We start from the raw sequence: 16,281 nt of genomic DNA on the forward strand, positions 1-16,281 counted from the left end.
ACCCGGCCGGCATACCGTCTCATCGTCCCGGCCAACCGGCCGGGTCCTGCGCGCTCGTATGGATGGGGGGCAGCTTCATAACGAGAACCGCCCCATCCGTCAAATTCTCAATGAGAGCACGGCGGGACGAGGCCTCGTCGGCCCCGCCCCGCCGCGTCCCAGCAACTTCGGGTGCTACTTGATGTCGACCTTCGCGCCGGCGTCGGTGAGCTTCTTCTTGAGCTCCTCGGCCTCGGCCTTGGAGATGCCCGCCTTGACCTCCTTGGGGGCGCCCTCGACGAGATCCTTGGCCTCCTTGAGGCCGAGGCCCGTGATCGCGCGGACCTCCTTGATCACGTTGATCTTGTTGGCGCCGGCCTCGACGAGGACGACGGTGAACTCCGTCTTCTCCTCGGCGGGGGCAGCGGCGGCGGCGGCGCCACCGGCCACCATCACGGGAGCGGCGGCGGCGGAGACGCCCCACTTGGTCTCGAGCTGCTTCACGAGCTCGGCGGCCTCCATCACGGTCAGGCCGGAGAGCTGCTCAACGATCGCATTCAGATCAGCCATTTCTTCTTCTCTTTTCGTGTGTCGCGGGCGGCCAGGCCGCCCGGTTGCGTGTGATGGCCCGCTCGCGCGGGCCGGTTCTCGTACCGACTAGCCCGCCTTCTCGAGCTGCTCCTTGCGAGCGCCGAGGACGCGAGCGAGCTGCTGGCCAGGGGTGTTGAGCAGGCGCGCGAGCATCGTCGCCGGCTGGGCGACCATGCTGGCGATCTGCTGACGAAGCTCAGGCAGACCGGGCATCTTCGCGAGGGCCTCGATGCCCTTCGCGTCGACGACCTTGCCCTCCACCACGCCGGTGCGGATCGCGAAGTTCTGACGATCCTTCGCGAAGTCCGCGATCACCTTCGCCGGCGCCACCACGTCGTCGTACGACATGATGAGCGCGGTCGGCCCGACGAACTTGTCGGAGAGCGACTCCACCGACGTGCCCTTGGCGGCACGGATGGCCAGGGTGTTCTTGACGATCCGGTACTCCACCTTCGCCTCGCGGCACTTCCTGCGAAGCTCGGTGACCGTGGCGACGTCGAGACCCCGGGGCTCCGCCAGGATGGCGGCCTTGGCCTTGGCCATCTTCTCGTGAAGCTGGCCGATGACTTCTTCCTTTTCCGTCCGATTCAACTGGATTCACCACCTTTCCGACCGGCCCGCTCGTGCGGGCTCGGCGTGCTGGGCTTCCATTCCAGGCCGGACGGCCGGTACGAAAACCCCCTGGACCAAGCAGGGGACGCTGCGACGACTCGTTCCCGTCTCGGCGGGTCGGACCACCTCGGTCCGCTTGGCCACCGTCCCTCCCAGACTGCTCGCACGGGAGGGGCCGGCGGGCCCGCTGTCTTGAACCAGGAATACCCGGCGGCGACATGCCGCCGGGCAATGCCTTTGAGGCCTGCTGCGACTAGCCGTGGCTCGCCGTGAGCTCCGAGAGGTCGAGCTTGATGCCCGGGCCCATCGTGGTGCTCACGGTGACGTTCTTCAGGTAGACGCCCTTGGCGGTCTGCGGCTTCGCCTTGAAGATGATCTCCATGATCGCGCTGAAGTTGGCGCGGAGCTTCTCGGGCTCGAAGGAGGCCTTGCCGAACGGCACGTGCACGATGCCGGCCTTCTCGACGCGGAACTCCACCTTGCCGGCCTTCTGCTCCTTGACCGCGCGGGTCACGTCCATGGTGACCGTGCCGACCTTCGGGTTCGGCATGAGGCCGCGGGGCCCGAGGACCTTACCGAGCCGGCCGACCACGCCCATCATGTCCGGGGTGGCGATGACCTTGTCGAAGTCCATGAAGCCGCCCTGGATTTTCTCGGCGAGGTCCTCGGCGCCGACGATGTCCGCGCCGGCCTCCTGGGCCTCGCGGGCCTTGTCGCCCTTCGCGAAGACGGCGAGCTTGACGGTCTTGCCCATGCCGTGCGGCAGCACGACGGCGCCGCGGACCACCTGGTCGGCGTGCTTGGGATCGACGCCGAGGTTGATGGCGGCGTCGACCGACTCGTCGAACTTCTTGGTCGCGGTGGCCTTCACGAGGCCGAGGGCCTCGTCGAGCTTGTAGCGCTTGTTGCGATCGACCTTCTCGGCGGCAGCCTTGAACTTCTTTCCGATGTGAGCCATTTCGTTCGTCCTCCGCCGGTTAGCCGACGATCTCGATCCCCATGGAGCGCGCGGTGCCCTCGATGGTGTTCATGGCCGCCTCGACGCTGCCGGCGGTCATGTCGGGCATCTTGGTCTTCGCGATCTGCTCGAGCTGCTTGCGCGTCACCTGGCCGACCAGCTCCTTGCCGGGCTTGTGCGCCCCCGAGCCCTTCTTCTTCTCGGTGTGCAGGCCGGCGGCCTTCTTGAGGAGGACGGCGGCGGGCGGGGTCTTGAGGACGAAGCTGAACGACCGGTCGGCGTAGACGGTGATGATGACCGGGATGATCAGGCTCTCCTTCGCCTGGGCCTGGGTCTGCGCGTTGAACTGCTTGCAGAACTCCATGATGTTGACGCCGTGCTGGCCCAGCGCCGGGCCGACCGGCGGCGCCGGGTTGGCCTTGCCGGCCGGGATCTGGAGCTTGACCTGCCCCGTGATCTTCTTCATGGCTCTTCCTTCCGGAGCCGGCGGCGCTCGCCGCGGCCCCTGCGTGGTCTACCGGGCGTTGACGCGCCCTCCCACGCTCGTGGTTCGCCGCGGGACCGGGTGGCCCCGCGGGTGCTGCGGCTGCGAAGCTACGTCTTCTCCACCTGCATGAAGTCGAGCTCGACCGGGGTGGCGCGGCCGAAGATGGAGACCAGCACGCGGAGCTTGCCCTTCTCGGGCTTGACCTCCTCGACCGTGCCGTTGAAGTTCTGGAAGGGGCCGTCGATGACGCGGACCTGGTCGCCGTCCTCGAACTGCACCTTCGGCTTGGGGCGGGACGTGCCCTCGGAGATCTGGTTGGTGAGCCGGGCGACCTCGGCGTCCTTCACGACCGGCACGTACTCCCAGGCCTGGCGGCGGGCCTTGTCACCCGCCTCGCTCACCGGCGGCTTGTTCGCGCCGACGAAGCCGGTCACCTTGGCGGTGTCCTTCACGAGGTGCCAGGTCTCGTCGCCCATCTCCATGTGGACGAGGATGTAGCCGGGGAAGAACTTGCGCTTCGAGGTCTTCTTCTCCCCGTGGACCATCTCCACGACCTGCTCCATGGGGATGAGGATCTCGTCGACCTTCTCCTCGAGGTGGAACTGCCGCACGCGCTCCTCGAGCGACTTCTTCACCTTGTTCTCGAAGCCCGAGTACGTGTGGACCGCATACCACTTCTTGGCCATGACACCCTTCTCCGTAAGCGCCGCCGAGGCCGCCTGCTGCCTGGTTTTCAAAGTCAAAAACGCCGGGAGCGGGGTCCCCTCCCCGCCTCGGCTCGCCTGCCCGCCGGGTCGCCCCGGGTTTACCGGCCTTGCCGGTCAGTAGATGAGCTCGGAGAGCCTCGCCCAGACGAAGTCGAACACGCCGAGCAGCAGCGCGGAGATGAAGGTGGCGACCACCACCGCGACCGTGGCGGCCCGCGTCTCGCGCAGGGTCGGCCAGGTGACCTTCTTCAGCTCGGCGGCGATCTCGAAGGAGACCTCGCGGCTGCGCGCGGTGCGCCAGGCGACCACCGCGGCGGCGATGGCGATGCCGTAGCCGATGACGGTGGTGAGGGTCCAGTCCTCGCCGAAGACCGCGAAGTCGTTCCAGCGGGCGTAGGAGAAGACGATCCCCAGCACCTTCTCGAGGAAGATGCCGAGGAAGATGGCGGCGAGCACGTAGAAGATCGCCACCAGGCGCTTCGGCTCGACCCCGGGAGTCTGTTCCGTCGTCATCTGTCGGGACCCGCGTTCCGTTGAGGAGGCTGCAAACCCGCGGACCATACCACCCTCGCGGGGGTTTCGTCTCGGGCTTCGGCGCGTTTATCGGAGCCGAGGCCGGTGCCTGCGGGCCTCGCCTCCTCGATTACTGGCAGGCCAGGAGGGATTCGAACCCCCAACCCGCGGTTTTGGAGACCGCTGCTCTGCCGTTGGAGCTACTGGCCTTCGGGGGTGCGCGCCGGGGTCGCCGGCGCGCCCTGGACTACTTCGTCTCCTTGTGCGCCTGGTGCTTGCGGCACCGGGGGCAGTACTTGGAGCGCGACAGCTTGTCCTGCGTCTTGCGCTTGTTCTTCGTGGTCGTGTAGTTCCGCTCTTTGCACTGCGTGCACTCGAGCGTGATGATGGTGCGATTTCCCATGACGCCTTCTTCCTGTGTTGCGAATGCCCTTGCGGCCCGGCCTCTCGGCTAGGCGATGACCTCGGCGACGACGCCCGCGCCCACCGTGCGGCCGCCCTCGCGGATCGCGAAGCGCAGCTCCTTCTCCATCGCGATGGGGGTGATGAGCTCCACCTCCACCGAGATGTTGTCGCCCGGCATCACCATCTCGACGCCGTCCGGCAGCTTCACCGAGCCCGTCACGTCCGTGGTCCGGAAGTAGAACTGCGGGCGGTAGCCGTTGAAGAACGGGGTGTGACGCCCACCCTCCTCCTTCGTCAGCACGTACACCTCACCCTTGAACTTCGTGTGCGGCGTGATCGACCCCGGCTTCGCCAGCACCTGACCGCGCTCCACCTCCTCGCGCTTCAGGCCGCGGAGCAGGCACCCCACGTTGTCGCCCGCCTGCCCCTCGTCGAGCAGCTTGCGGAACATCTCCACGCCCGTCACCACCGTCTTCGTGGTCGCGCGCAGACCGACGATCTCGATCTCCTCGCCCACCTTCACGATGCCGCGCTCGATGCGCCCCGTCGCCACCGTCCCGCGCCCAGAGATCGAGAACACGTCCTCGACCGGCATCAGGAACGGCTTGTCCGTCGCGCGCTTCGGCGTCGGAATGTAGCTGTCCACCGCCTTCATCAGCTCGAGGATGGCCGGCTCGCCGATCTCCGACTTGTCCCCCTCGAGCGCCTTCAGCGCCGACCCCTTCACGATCGGGATCTCGTTCCCAGGGAAGTCGTACTCGGTCAGCAGCTCCCGGACCTCGAGCTCCACCAGGTCCAGCAGCTCCTTGTCGTCCACCATGTCCACCTTGTTCAGGAAGACCACGATGTACGGCACGCCCACCTGCCGCGCGAGCAGGATGTGCTCGCGCGTCTGCGGCATCGGACCGTCCGCCGCCGACACCACCAGGATCGCGCCGTCCATCTGCGCCGCGCCGGTGATCATGTTCTTCACGTAGTCGGCGTGGCCCGGGCAGTCCACGTGCGCGTAGTGGCGGTTCTCCGTCTGGTACTCGACGTGCGCCGTCGCGATCGTGATGCCGCGCTCCCGCTCCTCCGGAGCCTTGTCGATCTGATCGTAGGCCTTGAACTCCGCCCAGCCCTTCTGCGCGAGCACCTTCGTGATCGCGGCAGTCAGCGTCGTCTTGCCGTGGTCCACGTGACCGATCGTCCCGACGTTCGCGTGCGGCTTGCTGCGTTCGAACTTTTCCTTGGCCATGTGCGCTCCCGGTATCGGCGGCGACTGCGACTGCGGTTGAAGATGGAGCCCACTTCCAGGATTGAACTGGAGACCTCGTCCTTACCAAGGACGCGCTCTGCCAACTGAGCTAAGTGGGCCTATTCCTATTGTGTCCTGCGTTCCTCACTGGAGCGGGAAACGGGATTCGAACCCGCGACATTCAGCTTGGAAGGCTGACGCTCTACCAACTGAGCTATTCCCGCAAACCTTCCGTGTCAGGTACCGCAAAACCGCTTCGACGCAAAGAATTTCTGATGGAGGGGGGTGGATTCGAACCACCGAAGGCGTAAGCCGGCAGATTTACAGTCTGCTCCCTTTGGCCGCTCGGGAACCCCTCCGTCTCCTCTTCCTCTCACCGCTCCCGCCGCCAGCCACTGGAGCTGGCGGTGGGATTCGAACCCGCGACCTGCTGCTTACAAGGCAGCTGCTCTACCTGCTGAGCTACGCCAGCCGAATCGTTCGAATTTTCCGCCCGCTGCCGGCGGCGGTTCCACGCGCTCCGAACCGGGACTGCCGCGTTCGGAGCGGCTGCTTGTAAACGAGGCCCGCCTGCTTGTCAAGCACGAGAATTCCGCTGTCGCGCCGCCTCGTAAAGGCAGACGGCCGCCGCCGCCGAGGCGTTCAGGCTTCCGAGCTTCCCGGACATCGGGATGCGGGCCAGGTGGTCACAATTCTTGCGGACGAGCGGACGGATCCCCTCTCCCTCGGAGCCGATGACCAGGGCGGTCGGACCGGACAGGTCGAGGGAGGCGATATCGGCGTCCCCGCCGGCCACGGCCGCCACCGACCAGAGCCCCTCCTCCTTCAGGGCGAGGATGGTCTGGGCGATGTTCGTGACCCGGGCCACCGGGCAGTGCTCCACCGCGCCGGCCGAGGCCTTGGCCGCCGCCCCGGTGACGCCCACCGCCCGGTCCTTGGCGATGACCACGCCGTGCGCCCCGAGCGCGTACGCCGAACGGATGATCGCCCCGAGGTTCTGGGGGTCCTCGATCCCGTCCAGGACGACCAGGAGCGGCGGGCGGCCGGAGGCCTTCGCGGCGTCGAGGAGGTCCTCCAGGGCGCGGTAGCGGTAGTCGGCCACCACGGCGACGACGCCCTGATGGTTGCCGGTCCCGGCGAGCTTGTCGAGCTTGGGGCGCGGCGCGAGCCGCACCTTGGCGCCCGCCGCCCGCCCCTGCCGCTCGAGCTCGGCGAAGGCGCGGCCGCGCTCGGCCCCCTCCGCCAGCCAGAGCTCCGAGAGCCCTTCCCCGCCGGCGCGGAGGAGCTCCCGCACCGGGTTCATTCCGTAGAGGACGCGCACGCGGGTCGCCTGGCCCTTCGCTACTGCTTCGCCACCACCGGCACGGAGAGCGCGCGGCTCTGCTTCACGCACCAGGTGTCGCTGCAGATGAAGAAGTCGATGGCCGCCTTGAGCTCGTACCGGCCGGCGGCGGCCGCGGTGAAGGGCACCTCGAAGCGGGGCGCCTCGGCCTTCGGATCCACGGCGTCCTTGTGCCCGAGCTTCTCCTTGGCGAGCTTCACGCCCGCGGGCGCCTCGAGGGCGATGGCGAGCGGCGCCTGGGGGTGGACGTGCGTCCCGGCCTTGGGGTGGATGAAGAGGACGAGCTTGCCGGGCGCGCCCGGCCTCACCTGCTCCGTCGTCCCGGCGGTCTCGAGCGTGTAGCTCCCGGCGGCCTCGGACGCCGCGTCGGCGAGGGCCGGGGCGGCGGTGGCGAGGGCGAGCGTGGCGACGAGGATGCGCAGCATGCGGGGGACCTCCGAGGGGCGCTGCTATAGCAGAGACGGCCGGGAGCGGCCAACCATTCAAGCCTCTCGAGGCACCCGCCGCGCGGCCGTCGCGCGCGCCCGCGGCGGCGCCTCGAACCGCGCCTCGGCCCAGGCGATCACCTCGGCCGCGACGTCCACGCCGCAGACCTCCTCGGCGTCGCGGATGCCGGGCGAGCTGTTCACCTCGAAGACCAGCGGCGCGCCGTCGGCGTCCAGCAGGTCCACCGCGCAGACGTCGAGCCCCACGATCCGGGCGGTCTCGAGGGCGGCCCGCTCCTGCGCCGGCGCGAGGCCCGCCCGCTCGAACTTGGCGCCCTGGGCGAGGCTCCGCGCGAAGCGCCCGACCCGCGCCCGCCGCCGCATGGCCGCGACGACGCGCCCCCCGACCACCAGCGCCCGCAGGTCCTGGCCGCGCAGGTACTGCTGCACGAGGATGTTCTGGCCGAGCCCCAGGATCGCCTCGAGCGCCGCCTCCAGCGACTCCAGCGTCTCGCAGATCATGACGCCGCCCTTGTCCGAGCTGGAGAGCAGCTTGACCAGCACCGGCACGCCGCCCACGTGCTTCACGAGCTGCCGGAGCTTGGAGGCGTCGCTCGCCATGACCGTGTTCGGCACCTGCACGCCCTTGCGCGCCAGGGTCTGCAGGCACCGCATCTTGTTCCGGCTCGCGGCGATCCCCTTCGCGCCGTTGATGGAGGGCACGCCGAGGAGCTCGAACTGGTTCACCACCGCGAGCCCGTACTGCGTCACCGAGAGGCCGATGCGGGGGACCACCACGTCGGTGCGGGGGAAGCGGCGGTGGCGGTGGTAGAGCGCCGGCCGCTCGCCGAGCCCCAGCTCGACCTCGAGCGGATCGACCACGCGCGGACGGTGCCCGCGCTCGCGAGCGGCCTCGACGAGGCGGCGGGTGGTGTAGATGGCCGGCGACCGGCTGAGGACGGTGAGGTGCATCGGGCCGGGATGGTAAGGGCGCCGGGCACCGAAAGCGAGGCCTGGAAATAGCGACGGCGACCCGGCTGGCGGGTCGCCGTCTGACGGGGCGCGGTCCGCCCGAGGCGGTTGGGCGCGCCACCACCTCTCCCAGGAGGGAGAGGAGTCATCATTGTCCTCTCGCGGGGCCGGCGGGGCAAGGGGCGCCCCGGCTGGAGCGCCCCCCTCCGCTAGACCTGCTTGAACTCCGCGTCCACGACGTCGTCCTTCTTGGGCTCGCCCTCCGGCTTCGCGCTGCCCGGCTGGCCGGGCTGCGCCTGCTGCCCGTCGCCGCCCGGGGTGGCGGTCTTGTAGAGCTCCTCCGCCGCCTTGTGGCTCGCCTTCTCGAGCCGCTCCATGGCGGCCTTCACCTCGTCGGCGCTCCCCTTCTCGCGGACCTTGTGGACCTCCTCGACGGCCGACTCGATCTCCTTCACGGTGTCGGCGGCGAGCTTCTCCTTGTTCTCCTTGAGCAGCTTCTCCATCTGGTAGGCGAGGTTCTCCGCCCGGTTCCGCTGCTCGACCTCCTCGCGGCGCTTCTTGTCCTCCGCCTCGTGGCTGTGGGCGTCGGCCACCATCTTCTCCACCTCGTCCTTGGCCAGGCCCGAGGAGTGGGTGATGGTGATCTTGGTCTCCTTGCCGGTGCCCTTGTCCTTGGCCGAGACGTTGAGGATGCCGTTCGCGTCGATGTCGAAGGTCACCTCGATCTGCGGCATGCCGCGCGGCGCCGGCGGGATGCCCTCGAGGTGGAAGCGGCCGAGGGTGCGGTTGTCCCGCGCCATCTCGCGCTCGCCCTGGAGGACGTGGATCTCGACCGAGGTCTGGCCGTCGGCGGCGGTGGAGAAGGTCTCCGACCGCTTGCCCGGGATGGTGGTGTTCCGCTCGATCAGCCTGGTCATGACGCCGCCCAGCGTCTCCACGCCGAGCGAGAGCGGGGTCACGTCGAGGAGGAGGATGTCCTTCACCTCGCCCGAGAGCACGCCGGCCTGGACGGCCGCGCCGACCGCGACCACCTCGTCGGGGTTCACCGACCGGTTCGGCTCCTTGCCGAAGAGCTTCTTCACGGCCTGGCCCACGAGCGGGATGCGGGTCGAGCCGCCGACGAGCACCACCTCGTCGACCTGCGACGGCTCGAGCTTGGCGTCGGCGAGGCACTTGCGGGTCGGCTCGAGCGAGCGCTCCACGAGCGGCCCGATCATCTGCTCGAGCTTGGCGCGGGTGAGCTTGATGGCGAGGTGCTTCGGGCCGGTCTGGTCCGCCGTGAGGAACGGCAGGTTGATCTCGGTCTCCATGGTGGAGGAGAGCTCGATCTTGGCCTTCTCGGCCGCCTCCTTGAGCCGCTGCAGCACCATCTTGTCGCGCGAGACGTCGATGCCGGTGTCCTTCTTGAACTCGGCGATGAGCCAGTCCATCACCAGCTGGTCGACGTTGTCGCCGCCGAGGTGGGTGTCGCCGTTGGTCGCGAGCACCTCGACCACGTTCTCGCCGACCTCGAGGATCGAGATGTCGAAGGTGCCGCCGCCGAAGTCGTAGACCGCGATCTTCTCGTTCTTCTTCTTGTCGAGGCCGTAGGCGAGGGCCGCCGCGGTCGGCTCGTTGACGATGCGCCGGACGTTCAGGCCGGCGATCTCGCCGGCGTCCTTGGTGGCCTGGCGCTGGGCGTCGTTGAAGTAGGCGGGGACGGTGATGACCGCGTCGGTCACCTTCTCGCCGAGGTAGTTCTCGGCGGCGCGCTTCAGCTTGAGCAGGATCTGCGCGCTGATCTCGGGCGCGCTGTACTGCTTGCCGTCGATCTCGACGCGGGCGTCGCCGTTCGGCCCCTCCACCACGTGATACGGGACCCGGCGCGCCTCCTCCTGGACCTCGCCGTAGCGGCGGCCCATGAAGCGCTTGATGCTGTAGACGGTCTTCTCCGGGTTGGTGATGGCCTGCCGCTTGGCCACCTGCCCCACCAGGCGCTCGCTCTCCTTCGTGTAGGCCACCACGGACGGAGTGAGCCGCGAGCCCTCCTCGTTGGTGATGACGACGGGCTCCTTGCCCTCCATCACCGCGACCACCGAGTTGGTGGTGCCGAGGTCGATGCCGATGATCTTCGCCATTTAGAAATCCTCCTGGGACGGGGGCAAGGTAAGACCCCGCGAACGCGTGTCAAACCGGCCGCTCGCCTTTTTCGGTGCGAAGCGCGCTACGCACATCGCCACCCTGGCTACCCGCCCGGGAGGGACGGCCCGGCGAGCCCTCGCAGCCCAACCCCCCGATATCACGAGCAAGCGTTCCCTGACGCACCGTGGCACCGACCTTGCGAGCAGGGAACGACGCGAATGTCAGACACCGGGCTCAGCGGGCGAGGGTTGCAGGCCATGCGGATCGACGCGGCGCACCGCCAGACGGCCGTGCTCCTCAACGCGAACGCCAAGCAGGTGAACGGGCGGGTGCGGCGGGAGCTCTCGGACGTGGTCCCCGAGGAGCACCTCTTCTTCTCGCGCGACCCGGACGACGCCCGCCGCATCGCCGACACGGTCATCCGCCGGGGCTACGGCACCGTGTTCACCGGCGGCGGCGACGGGACCTTCGTCTCCTGGGTGAACCACATCCTCGACCACAGCGAGCGGCGCTCGGCGCCCCCGCCCCGCTTCGGCGTGCTGGCCCTCGGGACCGGCAACGCGGTGGCCGAGGTGGTCGGGGCCCGCGCCGACGGTCACGTCGATGCGCTGCGCCGCTACATGGGCGGCGAGGTCCCGTTCGTGCGGCCCATCGGCCTCCTCACCTGCAACGGCCGCCGCACCCCCTTCGCCGGCGTCGGGCTCGATGCCGCCGTCATCAACGACTACAACTGGTGGAAGGGGCACGTGAAGGACACGCGGCTCTCGCGGCTCGGCCTCGGCGCCCAGGGGTACGGGCTCGCCGTCGCCCTCCGGACCGTGCCGCGGTACCTCGCCGAGCGCCGGCCCGCCTACTGCGAGATCGTGAACGAGGGGCGCGCCGCCTGGCAGCTCGACGCGACGGGCGCGCCGGTGGGCCAGGCCATCCGCAAGGGCGAGCTGCTCTACGCCGGCCCCTGCATGATGGCGGCCGCGAGCACCGTCCCCTACTACGGCCTCAAGCTCCGGGCCTTCCCCTTCGCCGACCAGCGCCCCGGCATGATGCAGGTGCGCGTCGCCACCCAGGTGAGCGTGCCGTCGGTGCTGATGAACCTGCGCCAGATCTGGGACGGGAGCTTCTCCCACCCCGGGCTCCTCGACTTCCACGCCGAGTCGGTCTCGCTCCGCTTCGAGCGCCCGGTCCCGCTGCAGGTCGGCGGGGACGCCGAGGGCTGGCGGGACGAGGTCCGCTTCGCGATGGCCCCGCGGCCCATCGACCTCGTGGACTTCGCCGGCGGGCCGGGCAGCCTCCGGCTCGGCGGCGCCCCGCGCTTCGCGGCCTAGGCGCTCCGCGCCGGGCTAGAGGTAGTAGACGACCCGCGCGTCCCGGTGCAGCGCCAGGTAGACGCCGCGCCGCTGCTCCTCCGACTCGAGCCGGGCGACCACCGTGATCGAGTGGTACTTGCCGCCGCTCGACGCCCGCGCGCGGACCCGCTCCGGCGGCGCGCCGGCCGGGCCCACCACGGCGGCGACGAGCCGCCGGGCGTGCTCGGCGAAGTCGTCGGCGGCGAGCCCCATGATCTTGAAGCTGTAGTCGAGCGGGTAGGCGATGGCCGGGCTGCCCGGCGCGCCAGGGTTCTCGGGGTGCATGGACGGGGCGTAACTCCGGGGGCGGGCCCGCGCAGGAGGCTAGAGCAGGTTCGCGGCCAGCTCGGCGAGGGGCGAGCGCTCGCCCTTCGACAGGGTGATGTGCCCCGCCAGCCGGAGGTTGCACGGGGCATGCTGCCCCGCCCCGTCGGCAAAGCCGTCGGGGCCCCGCCCCGGTTCGCCGGGTCCCTTGCGCTTCGCCTGCGGCGAAGCTCGCCCGGCGCCGGCCTTCGGCCGGGAGGATCGTCTGGCGGTCACAGCAGGTTCGCGGCCAGCTCGGCGAGGGGCGAGCGCTCGCCCTTCGACAGGGTGATGTGCCCCGCCAGCCGCTCCTCCTTGAACCGGTTCACCACGTGGATGAGGCCGTTGTTGGTCTGGTCCACGTAGGGGTTGTCGATCTGGTAGGGGTCGCCGGTGAGGACGATCTTCGTCCCGTCGCCGGCGCGGGTGATGATGGTCTTCACCTCGTGGGGGGTGAGGTTCTGCGCCTCGTCCACCACGATGAACTGGTTCGGGATGGAGCGGCCGCGGATGTAGGTCAGCGGCTCGATCTCGACGATCCCGAGGTCGATGAGCTCGTGGTAGCCGCGCCCCGACTTCTTCTCGGAGTGCGACAGGTTCATGAGGTACTCGACGTTGTCGAAGATCGGCTGCATCCAGGGGTTGAGCTTCTCCTCGACGCTGCCGGGCAGGTAGCCGATGTCCCGGCCGAGCGGGAAGATCGGGCGCGACACCAGCAGCTTCTGGTAGACGCCCTCCTCCATCGTCTTCTGGAGGCCCGCGGCGATGGCGAGCAGGGTCTTGCCGGTGCCGGCCTTGCCGACGATGGTGACGAGCCGGACCTCGTCGTTGAGCAGCAGGTCGAGCGCGAAGGACTGCTCCTTGTTGCGCGGGCGGATGCCCCAGGTGCCCTCCTTGCTCGCCTTGATGAGGGGGACGAACGCCTGGCGCGAGGCGCTGTACTTGCCGACCGCGCTGTGCTGCGGGTTGGTCCGGTCGCGCAGCACGGCGAAGGCGTTGGGCGGGGGCGGATCCACCCCGGGCGAGAGCCCCACGCTGCCCTGCGCGTAGAAGGCGTTCACGTCCTCGGGGGGGACGTCGAGCTCCGCCACGCCGCTCCAGACCTCGTCGAGGTCCACCTGCTCCACGTCGTAGTCCACGGCGTGGAGCCCGAGGGCGTCGGCGCGGATGCGCAGGTTGGTGTCCTTGGTCACGAACACCGCCGGGCGGTCCTGCTCCCGGTCGCGGACGTCGAGGGCCACCGCCAGGATCTTGTTGTCGGTGGCGTGGCCGTCGGCGAGCTCCGCCGGCAGGTGGCGGGTCGTGAAGAGCACCCGCAGGCGCCCCTTCCCCTCCCCCAGCGCCACGCCGTCGGCGAGCTGCCCCTGGGCGCGGAACTCGTCGATGAACCGCGCCACCTGCCGGGCGTTGCGGCCCAGGGTCGAGAGGTCGCGCTTGAACTGGTCGATCTCCTCGATGACGTGGATCGGGATGACCACGTCGTTGTCGCCGAAGCCGAAGATCGAGCGGGGATCGTGCAGCAGGACGTTGGTGTCGAGGACGAAGTTCTTTTTCAACTCGGGTTCCCCTGGCAGCGCGCCGGTCGGCCGCCGCCTGCGCGCCCGACGCCGCGCAGTCTAGCACGAGACTGGCCCCGCGGACGGCGCTTAGCCGGCGCGGCGCGCGGCCCGCACCGCCTCGGCGGTGACCACCTGGTTGCGCCCGTTCCGCTTGGCGCAGTACAGCCCGCCGTCGGCGAGCTCGACCAGCTGGGCCTTGACCGTCCCGTCGTCCGGGCAGGTCGCGACGCCGAGGGAGAGCGTCACGCGGAGGCTCCCCTGCTCGGTCTCGAAGCTGGCGCCCTGCACCTTCTCGCGGATGCGCTCGGCGATGGCGACGGCGCCGGCCTGGTCGGTCTCCGGCATCACGATCGCGAACTCCTCGCCGCCGTAGCGGGCGACCACGTCGGTCGAGCGCGCCTCGCGCGAGAGGATGCGGGCCACCCCGCGCAGCACGACGTCGCCGGCCGGGTGGCCGTAGGTGTCGTTCACCTTCTTGAAGTGGTCCACGTCGCAGAGGATGAAGGACAGCTTCTTCCCGTACCGCGCCGAGAGCCCGAGCGCCTCGTCGAAGCGGGACTGGAAGGTGCGGTGGTTCATGAGGCCGGTGAGCCCGTCGGTGGTGGCGAGCCGCTCGGTCTGCTCGAAGAGGCGCGCGCGCAGCACCGACTCGGCGGCCTGGATCGAGACCACCTCCAGCTGCCGCAGCGTGACCGGGTCGAGCGCCGCCCGGCGCCGGGAGCCGACCACCAGCGTGCCGAGCACCTCGCCGCCGGTCTTGAGCGGGATGACCTTGAGCGAGGCGAGCCCCTTGAGCCGCGTCCCCTCGTCGAAGACCATCGCCTCGGCCGCCTTGAGCTCCTTGCCGGGCAGGCTCGAGGAGAGGCGCACCGCGCCCGACACGAGCCCCGGGTTGTCCTCGAAGCAGAGCCCCTCGAGCTGCGAGAGCGCCCGGGCCTCCTCGCCGGCCCGGGCCCGGACCACGCGGTGCGCCCGCTTGCCGCCCGACTCCTCGCACAGGGTGACGGCGCCGAAGTCGAGCGGCATCATCTCCCCGGCCAGCTCGAGGAGCGCGTCGAAGACCTCGCGCGGCTTGGCGGTCCGGTTGAGCCGCTCGATGGCCTGGTAGAAGCGCTCGCTCTCGTCCCGGGTGCGTCGCAGGTCGCCCATGAGCCGCTCGGCCTGGACCGCGCGGACGAGCTCGGTGGCGAGCCGCGCGAGGAGCTGCTCGTCGGCGTCGCCGAAGGGCTCGTCCCCGAACCGGTCGGCCACCAGCACGCCGCGGACGAGATCCCCCCGCCGCTCCACGATGGGCACGGCGAGCAGCGCCCCCGGCCGCGTGCCGTCGAGGTAGTAGCCCGGCTCCTTCACGCCGCCGGCGAGCCGCACCGCGGTGCGCCCCTTCACGGCGGCCCCGAGCGGCCCCTCGCCGGCGGGGATGGGCTCGCGCGCGACCCGGTCGCTCGCCGAGCGGCACTCGCGCAGCCGGAGCTCCCGGTCGTCGTCGCTCAGGAGGAAGACCGCGAAGGTGTGGCTCCGCAGGGCCTGCTCGCCCACCTCCACCACCCCGCGCACCGCCGCCTCGAGCTCGACCACGGCGCCCTCGGCCCAGCGCGCCTCGGCCGCCTCGCCGCCCTCCGGAGCGAGCAGCCGGAACTCGCGGGCCCGCTCGTCGAGCTCGCGCCGGCGGCGGGCCACGGCGGCCTCCTCGGCGCGCCGCGCCGCGGCCACCCGGCCCGCCAGCACCCCGCGGTAGAGGACCGCGAAGAGCGCCAGGAAGGCCGCGTGCGCCAGGGCCGCGACCAGCGCCGCCCGCCCGCCGCCCCGGCCCCACCAGACGGCCGCCTCGAGCCCGAGGGCGAGCGCGACGGCGGCGAGGCTCGCGGGGCGCGACGACGAGGCCACGAGGAACGCCAGCACCAGGTAGACGAGCGGCTGCAGCGGCGCGCCGGCCGCGCCGTCCAGCCCCTCCGAGGCTTGCGCCACCGCGTGCGCCGCGATCAGGAGGAGCGCGCCCAGCTCGAGCTCGTGCCGGAGCCCCGCCGCCCGCGCCCCGTCGCGCCGGGCCTGGCGCCAGAGCACCGCCCCGAGCGCGAGGGAGAGGGCCGCGAGCGCGGCGGCCTGGGCGCGCAGCCGGGAAGGATCGGCGAAGAGGCCGGTCGCGAGGGCGCCGGCGAGCGCCGCCGCGACGGCCGCGGGGACCCCGCGCAGCAGCGCCCGCCCGAGCCGGCGCCGCTCGGAGGGGCCGAGCACGCCGCCCTCGCAGGCGATCGCCGCGTACAGGCTCACGAGGAGCGGCCGCGACTGCTGCGCCGGGAGCCGGCGGCGCACCTCGGCCACCCGGCCGATGGGCGGCCTCCCCGGATCGGCGTGGCGGTGCAGCGGCGCGGGGGCGGCGGCCGGCGCCGGCGGCGCGGGGCGCGGCGGCCTCGGCGCGCGGCGGCTCACCGGCCGCCTCCCTCGTCGAGCCGGATGACGAGCTCGCCGGGGCGGACGTAGTTGAGCTCCTCCCGCGCGGCGCGCTCGAGGGCGGCCGGATCGCCGGTCAGCGCGCGCGCCTCGCGCCGCAGCCGGAGGTTCTCCTGCCGGAGGGCCTCGTTGCGGGTGGAGACCGCCTGGATCTCGCGCTGCAGCCGCAGGTGCTGCCGCAGGCCCCGCCCCTCCAGCGCCGAGTACGCGAGGAACGCCCCGGCGACGCCGGCGACGAGCAGGGACTTGTGCTGCGGGCGCAAGGGCATGGCGCGGCCT

General features: G+C 70.7%; 17 protein-coding genes and 5 tRNA genes. 1 reads left to right on the forward strand and 21 read right to left on the reverse strand.

Annotation, left to right across the window (positions count from 1 at the left end):
* Positions 1–174: 174 nt before the first annotated feature.
* From rplL to dnaK, 17 genes are all read right to left on the reverse strand, one after another.
* A complete protein-coding gene (rplL, locus tag AMPC_RS04470; RefSeq protein WP_248344684.1) occupies positions 175–549 on the reverse strand; it encodes a 50S ribosomal protein L7/L12 in 375 nt (124 codons plus the stop codon).
* 87 nt (positions 550–636) lie between these two features.
* Positions 637–1,161: a 50S ribosomal protein L10 gene (gene rplJ, locus AMPC_RS04475; protein WP_248344686.1), complete on the reverse strand. Its 525-nt coding sequence runs from the start codon at positions 1,159–1,161 to the stop codon at positions 637–639.
* A gap of 274 nt (positions 1,162–1,435) precedes the next feature.
* On the reverse strand, positions 1,436–2,140 hold the full coding sequence (gene rplA, locus AMPC_RS04480; RefSeq protein ID WP_248344688.1) for a 50S ribosomal protein L1: 705 nt from the start codon (positions 2,138–2,140) through the stop codon (positions 1,436–1,438).
* 19 nt (positions 2,141–2,159) lie between these two features.
* On the reverse strand, positions 2,160–2,606 hold the full coding sequence (rplK, locus tag AMPC_RS04485) for a 50S ribosomal protein L11 (RefSeq protein WP_248344689.1): 447 nt from the start codon (positions 2,604–2,606) through the stop codon (positions 2,160–2,162).
* 128 nt (positions 2,607–2,734) lie between these two features.
* On the reverse strand, positions 2,735–3,313 hold the full coding sequence (nusG, locus tag AMPC_RS04490; RefSeq protein ID WP_248344690.1) for a transcription termination/antitermination protein NusG: 579 nt from the start codon (positions 3,311–3,313) through the stop codon (positions 2,735–2,737).
* Between the two features lie 135 nt (positions 3,314–3,448).
* Complete coding sequence (secE, locus tag AMPC_RS04495) at positions 3,449–3,847, reverse strand: preprotein translocase subunit SecE (RefSeq protein ID WP_248344691.1); 399 nt, start codon at positions 3,845–3,847, stop codon at positions 3,449–3,451.
* A 134-nt stretch (positions 3,848–3,981) separates the two neighbouring features.
* Positions 3,982–4,057: transfer RNA gene (locus AMPC_RS04500), tRNA-Trp, on the reverse strand.
* 37 nt (positions 4,058–4,094) lie between these two features.
* The gene (gene rpmG, locus AMPC_RS04505; protein ID WP_248344692.1) at positions 4,095–4,250 is read right to left on the reverse strand and encodes a 50S ribosomal protein L33; all 156 of its coding nucleotides are present in this window, start codon (positions 4,248–4,250) and stop codon (positions 4,095–4,097) included.
* Between the two features lie 48 nt (positions 4,251–4,298).
* Positions 4,299–5,489 carry an elongation factor Tu gene (tuf, locus tag AMPC_RS04510; RefSeq protein ID WP_248344263.1) on the reverse strand — a complete coding sequence of 397 codons (1,191 nt, stop codon included), beginning with the start codon at positions 5,487–5,489 and terminating at the stop codon, positions 4,299–4,301.
* Between the two features lie 43 nt (positions 5,490–5,532).
* Positions 5,533–5,608: transfer RNA gene (locus AMPC_RS04515), tRNA-Thr, on the reverse strand.
* Positions 5,609–5,637: 29 nt separating this feature from the next.
* A tRNA-Gly gene (locus AMPC_RS04520) sits at positions 5,638–5,713 on the reverse strand.
* Between the two features lie 52 nt (positions 5,714–5,765).
* A tRNA-Tyr gene (locus AMPC_RS04525) sits at positions 5,766–5,848 on the reverse strand.
* Positions 5,849–5,885: 37 nt separating this feature from the next.
* A tRNA-Thr gene (locus tag AMPC_RS04530) sits at positions 5,886–5,961 on the reverse strand.
* Between the two features lie 105 nt (positions 5,962–6,066).
* Entirely contained in the window at positions 6,067–6,810 is a 744-nt protein-coding gene (rlmB, locus tag AMPC_RS04535; RefSeq protein WP_248344693.1) for a 23S rRNA (guanosine(2251)-2'-O)-methyltransferase RlmB, read from the reverse strand.
* 20 nt (positions 6,811–6,830) lie between these two features.
* Complete coding sequence (locus AMPC_RS04540) at positions 6,831–7,256, reverse strand: hypothetical protein (RefSeq protein WP_248344695.1); 426 nt, start codon at positions 7,254–7,256, stop codon at positions 6,831–6,833.
* 57 nt (positions 7,257–7,313) lie between these two features.
* Entirely contained in the window at positions 7,314–8,228 is a 915-nt protein-coding gene (locus AMPC_RS04545; RefSeq protein ID WP_248344697.1) for an ATP-grasp domain-containing protein, read from the reverse strand.
* A gap of 209 nt (positions 8,229–8,437) precedes the next feature.
* Positions 8,438–10,345: a molecular chaperone DnaK gene (gene dnaK / locus AMPC_RS04550; RefSeq protein ID WP_248344699.1), complete on the reverse strand. Its 1,908-nt coding sequence runs from the start codon at positions 10,343–10,345 to the stop codon at positions 8,438–8,440.
* Between the two features lie 261 nt (positions 10,346–10,606).
* Here dnaK and AMPC_RS04555 point away from each other — a divergent pair, with 261 nt between their 5' ends.
* A complete protein-coding gene (locus AMPC_RS04555) occupies positions 10,607–11,671 on the forward strand; it encodes a diacylglycerol/lipid kinase family protein (RefSeq protein WP_248344701.1) in 1,065 nt (354 codons plus the stop codon).
* 15 nt (positions 11,672–11,686) lie between these two features.
* Here the strand turns inward: AMPC_RS04555 and AMPC_RS04560 are convergent, their stop codons facing one another.
* From AMPC_RS04560 to AMPC_RS04575, 4 genes are all read right to left on the reverse strand, one after another.
* Positions 11,687–11,977, reverse strand: a complete 291-nt coding sequence (locus tag AMPC_RS04560; RefSeq protein WP_248344703.1) for a DUF493 domain-containing protein — start codon at positions 11,975–11,977, stop codon at positions 11,687–11,689.
* A 251-nt stretch (positions 11,978–12,228) separates the two neighbouring features.
* Positions 12,229–13,551: a PhoH family protein gene (locus AMPC_RS04565; RefSeq protein ID WP_248344705.1), complete on the reverse strand. Its 1,323-nt coding sequence runs from the start codon at positions 13,549–13,551 to the stop codon at positions 12,229–12,231.
* 90 nt (positions 13,552–13,641) lie between these two features.
* Positions 13,642–15,981 (reverse strand): sensor domain-containing diguanylate cyclase, encoded by a 2,340-nt coding sequence (locus tag AMPC_RS04570; protein ID WP_248344707.1) that lies wholly within the window; start codon positions 15,979–15,981, stop codon positions 13,642–13,644.
* Positions 15,978–16,271, reverse strand: a complete 294-nt coding sequence (locus AMPC_RS04575; protein WP_248344709.1) for an FtsB family cell division protein — start codon at positions 16,269–16,271, stop codon at positions 15,978–15,980. The genes AMPC_RS04570 and AMPC_RS04575 overlap by 4 nt, the downstream gene beginning before the upstream one ends.
* Between the last annotated feature and the right edge of the window lie 10 nt (positions 16,272–16,281).

Source organism: Anaeromyxobacter paludicola, from assembly GCF_023169965.1.
In the GTDB taxonomy this organism is placed as follows: Bacteria; Myxococcota; Myxococcia; order Myxococcales; family Anaeromyxobacteraceae; genus Anaeromyxobacter_B; species Anaeromyxobacter_B paludicola.

Coding starts and splice junctions, on each gene's coding strand:
- rplA (WP_248344688.1), bottom strand. CDS start 2,140: ATGGCTCACATCGGAAAGAAGTTCAAGGCTGCCGCCGAGAAGGTCGAT.
- rpmG (WP_248344692.1), bottom strand. CDS start 4,250: ATGGGAAATCGCACCATCATCACGCTCGAGTGCACGCAGTGCAAAGAG.
- rplL (WP_248344684.1), bottom strand. CDS start 549: ATGGCTGATCTGAATGCGATCGTTGAGCAGCTCTCCGGCCTGACCGTG.
- AMPC_RS04545 (WP_248344697.1), bottom strand. CDS start 8,228: ATGCACCTCACCGTCCTCAGCCGGTCGCCGGCCATCTACACCACCCGC.
- AMPC_RS04555 (WP_248344701.1), top strand. CDS start 10,607: ATGCGGATCGACGCGGCGCACCGCCAGACGGCCGTGCTCCTCAACGCG.
- tuf (WP_248344263.1), bottom strand. CDS start 5,489: ATGGCCAAGGAAAAGTTCGAACGCAGCAAGCCGCACGCGAACGTCGGG.
- AMPC_RS04575 (WP_248344709.1), bottom strand. CDS start 16,271: ATGCCCTTGCGCCCGCAGCACAAGTCCCTGCTCGTCGCCGGCGTCGCC.
- dnaK (WP_248344699.1), bottom strand. CDS start 10,345: ATGGCGAAGATCATCGGCATCGACCTCGGCACCACCAACTCGGTGGTC.
- rplK (WP_248344689.1), bottom strand. CDS start 2,606: ATGAAGAAGATCACGGGGCAGGTCAAGCTCCAGATCCCGGCCGGCAAG.
- secE (WP_248344691.1), bottom strand. CDS start 3,847: ATGACGACGGAACAGACTCCCGGGGTCGAGCCGAAGCGCCTGGTGGCG.
- AMPC_RS04540 (WP_248344695.1), bottom strand. CDS start 7,256: ATGCTGCGCATCCTCGTCGCCACGCTCGCCCTCGCCACCGCCGCCCCG.
- nusG (WP_248344690.1), bottom strand. CDS start 3,313: ATGGCCAAGAAGTGGTATGCGGTCCACACGTACTCGGGCTTCGAGAAC.
- AMPC_RS04560 (WP_248344703.1), bottom strand. CDS start 11,977: ATGCACCCCGAGAACCCTGGCGCGCCGGGCAGCCCGGCCATCGCCTAC.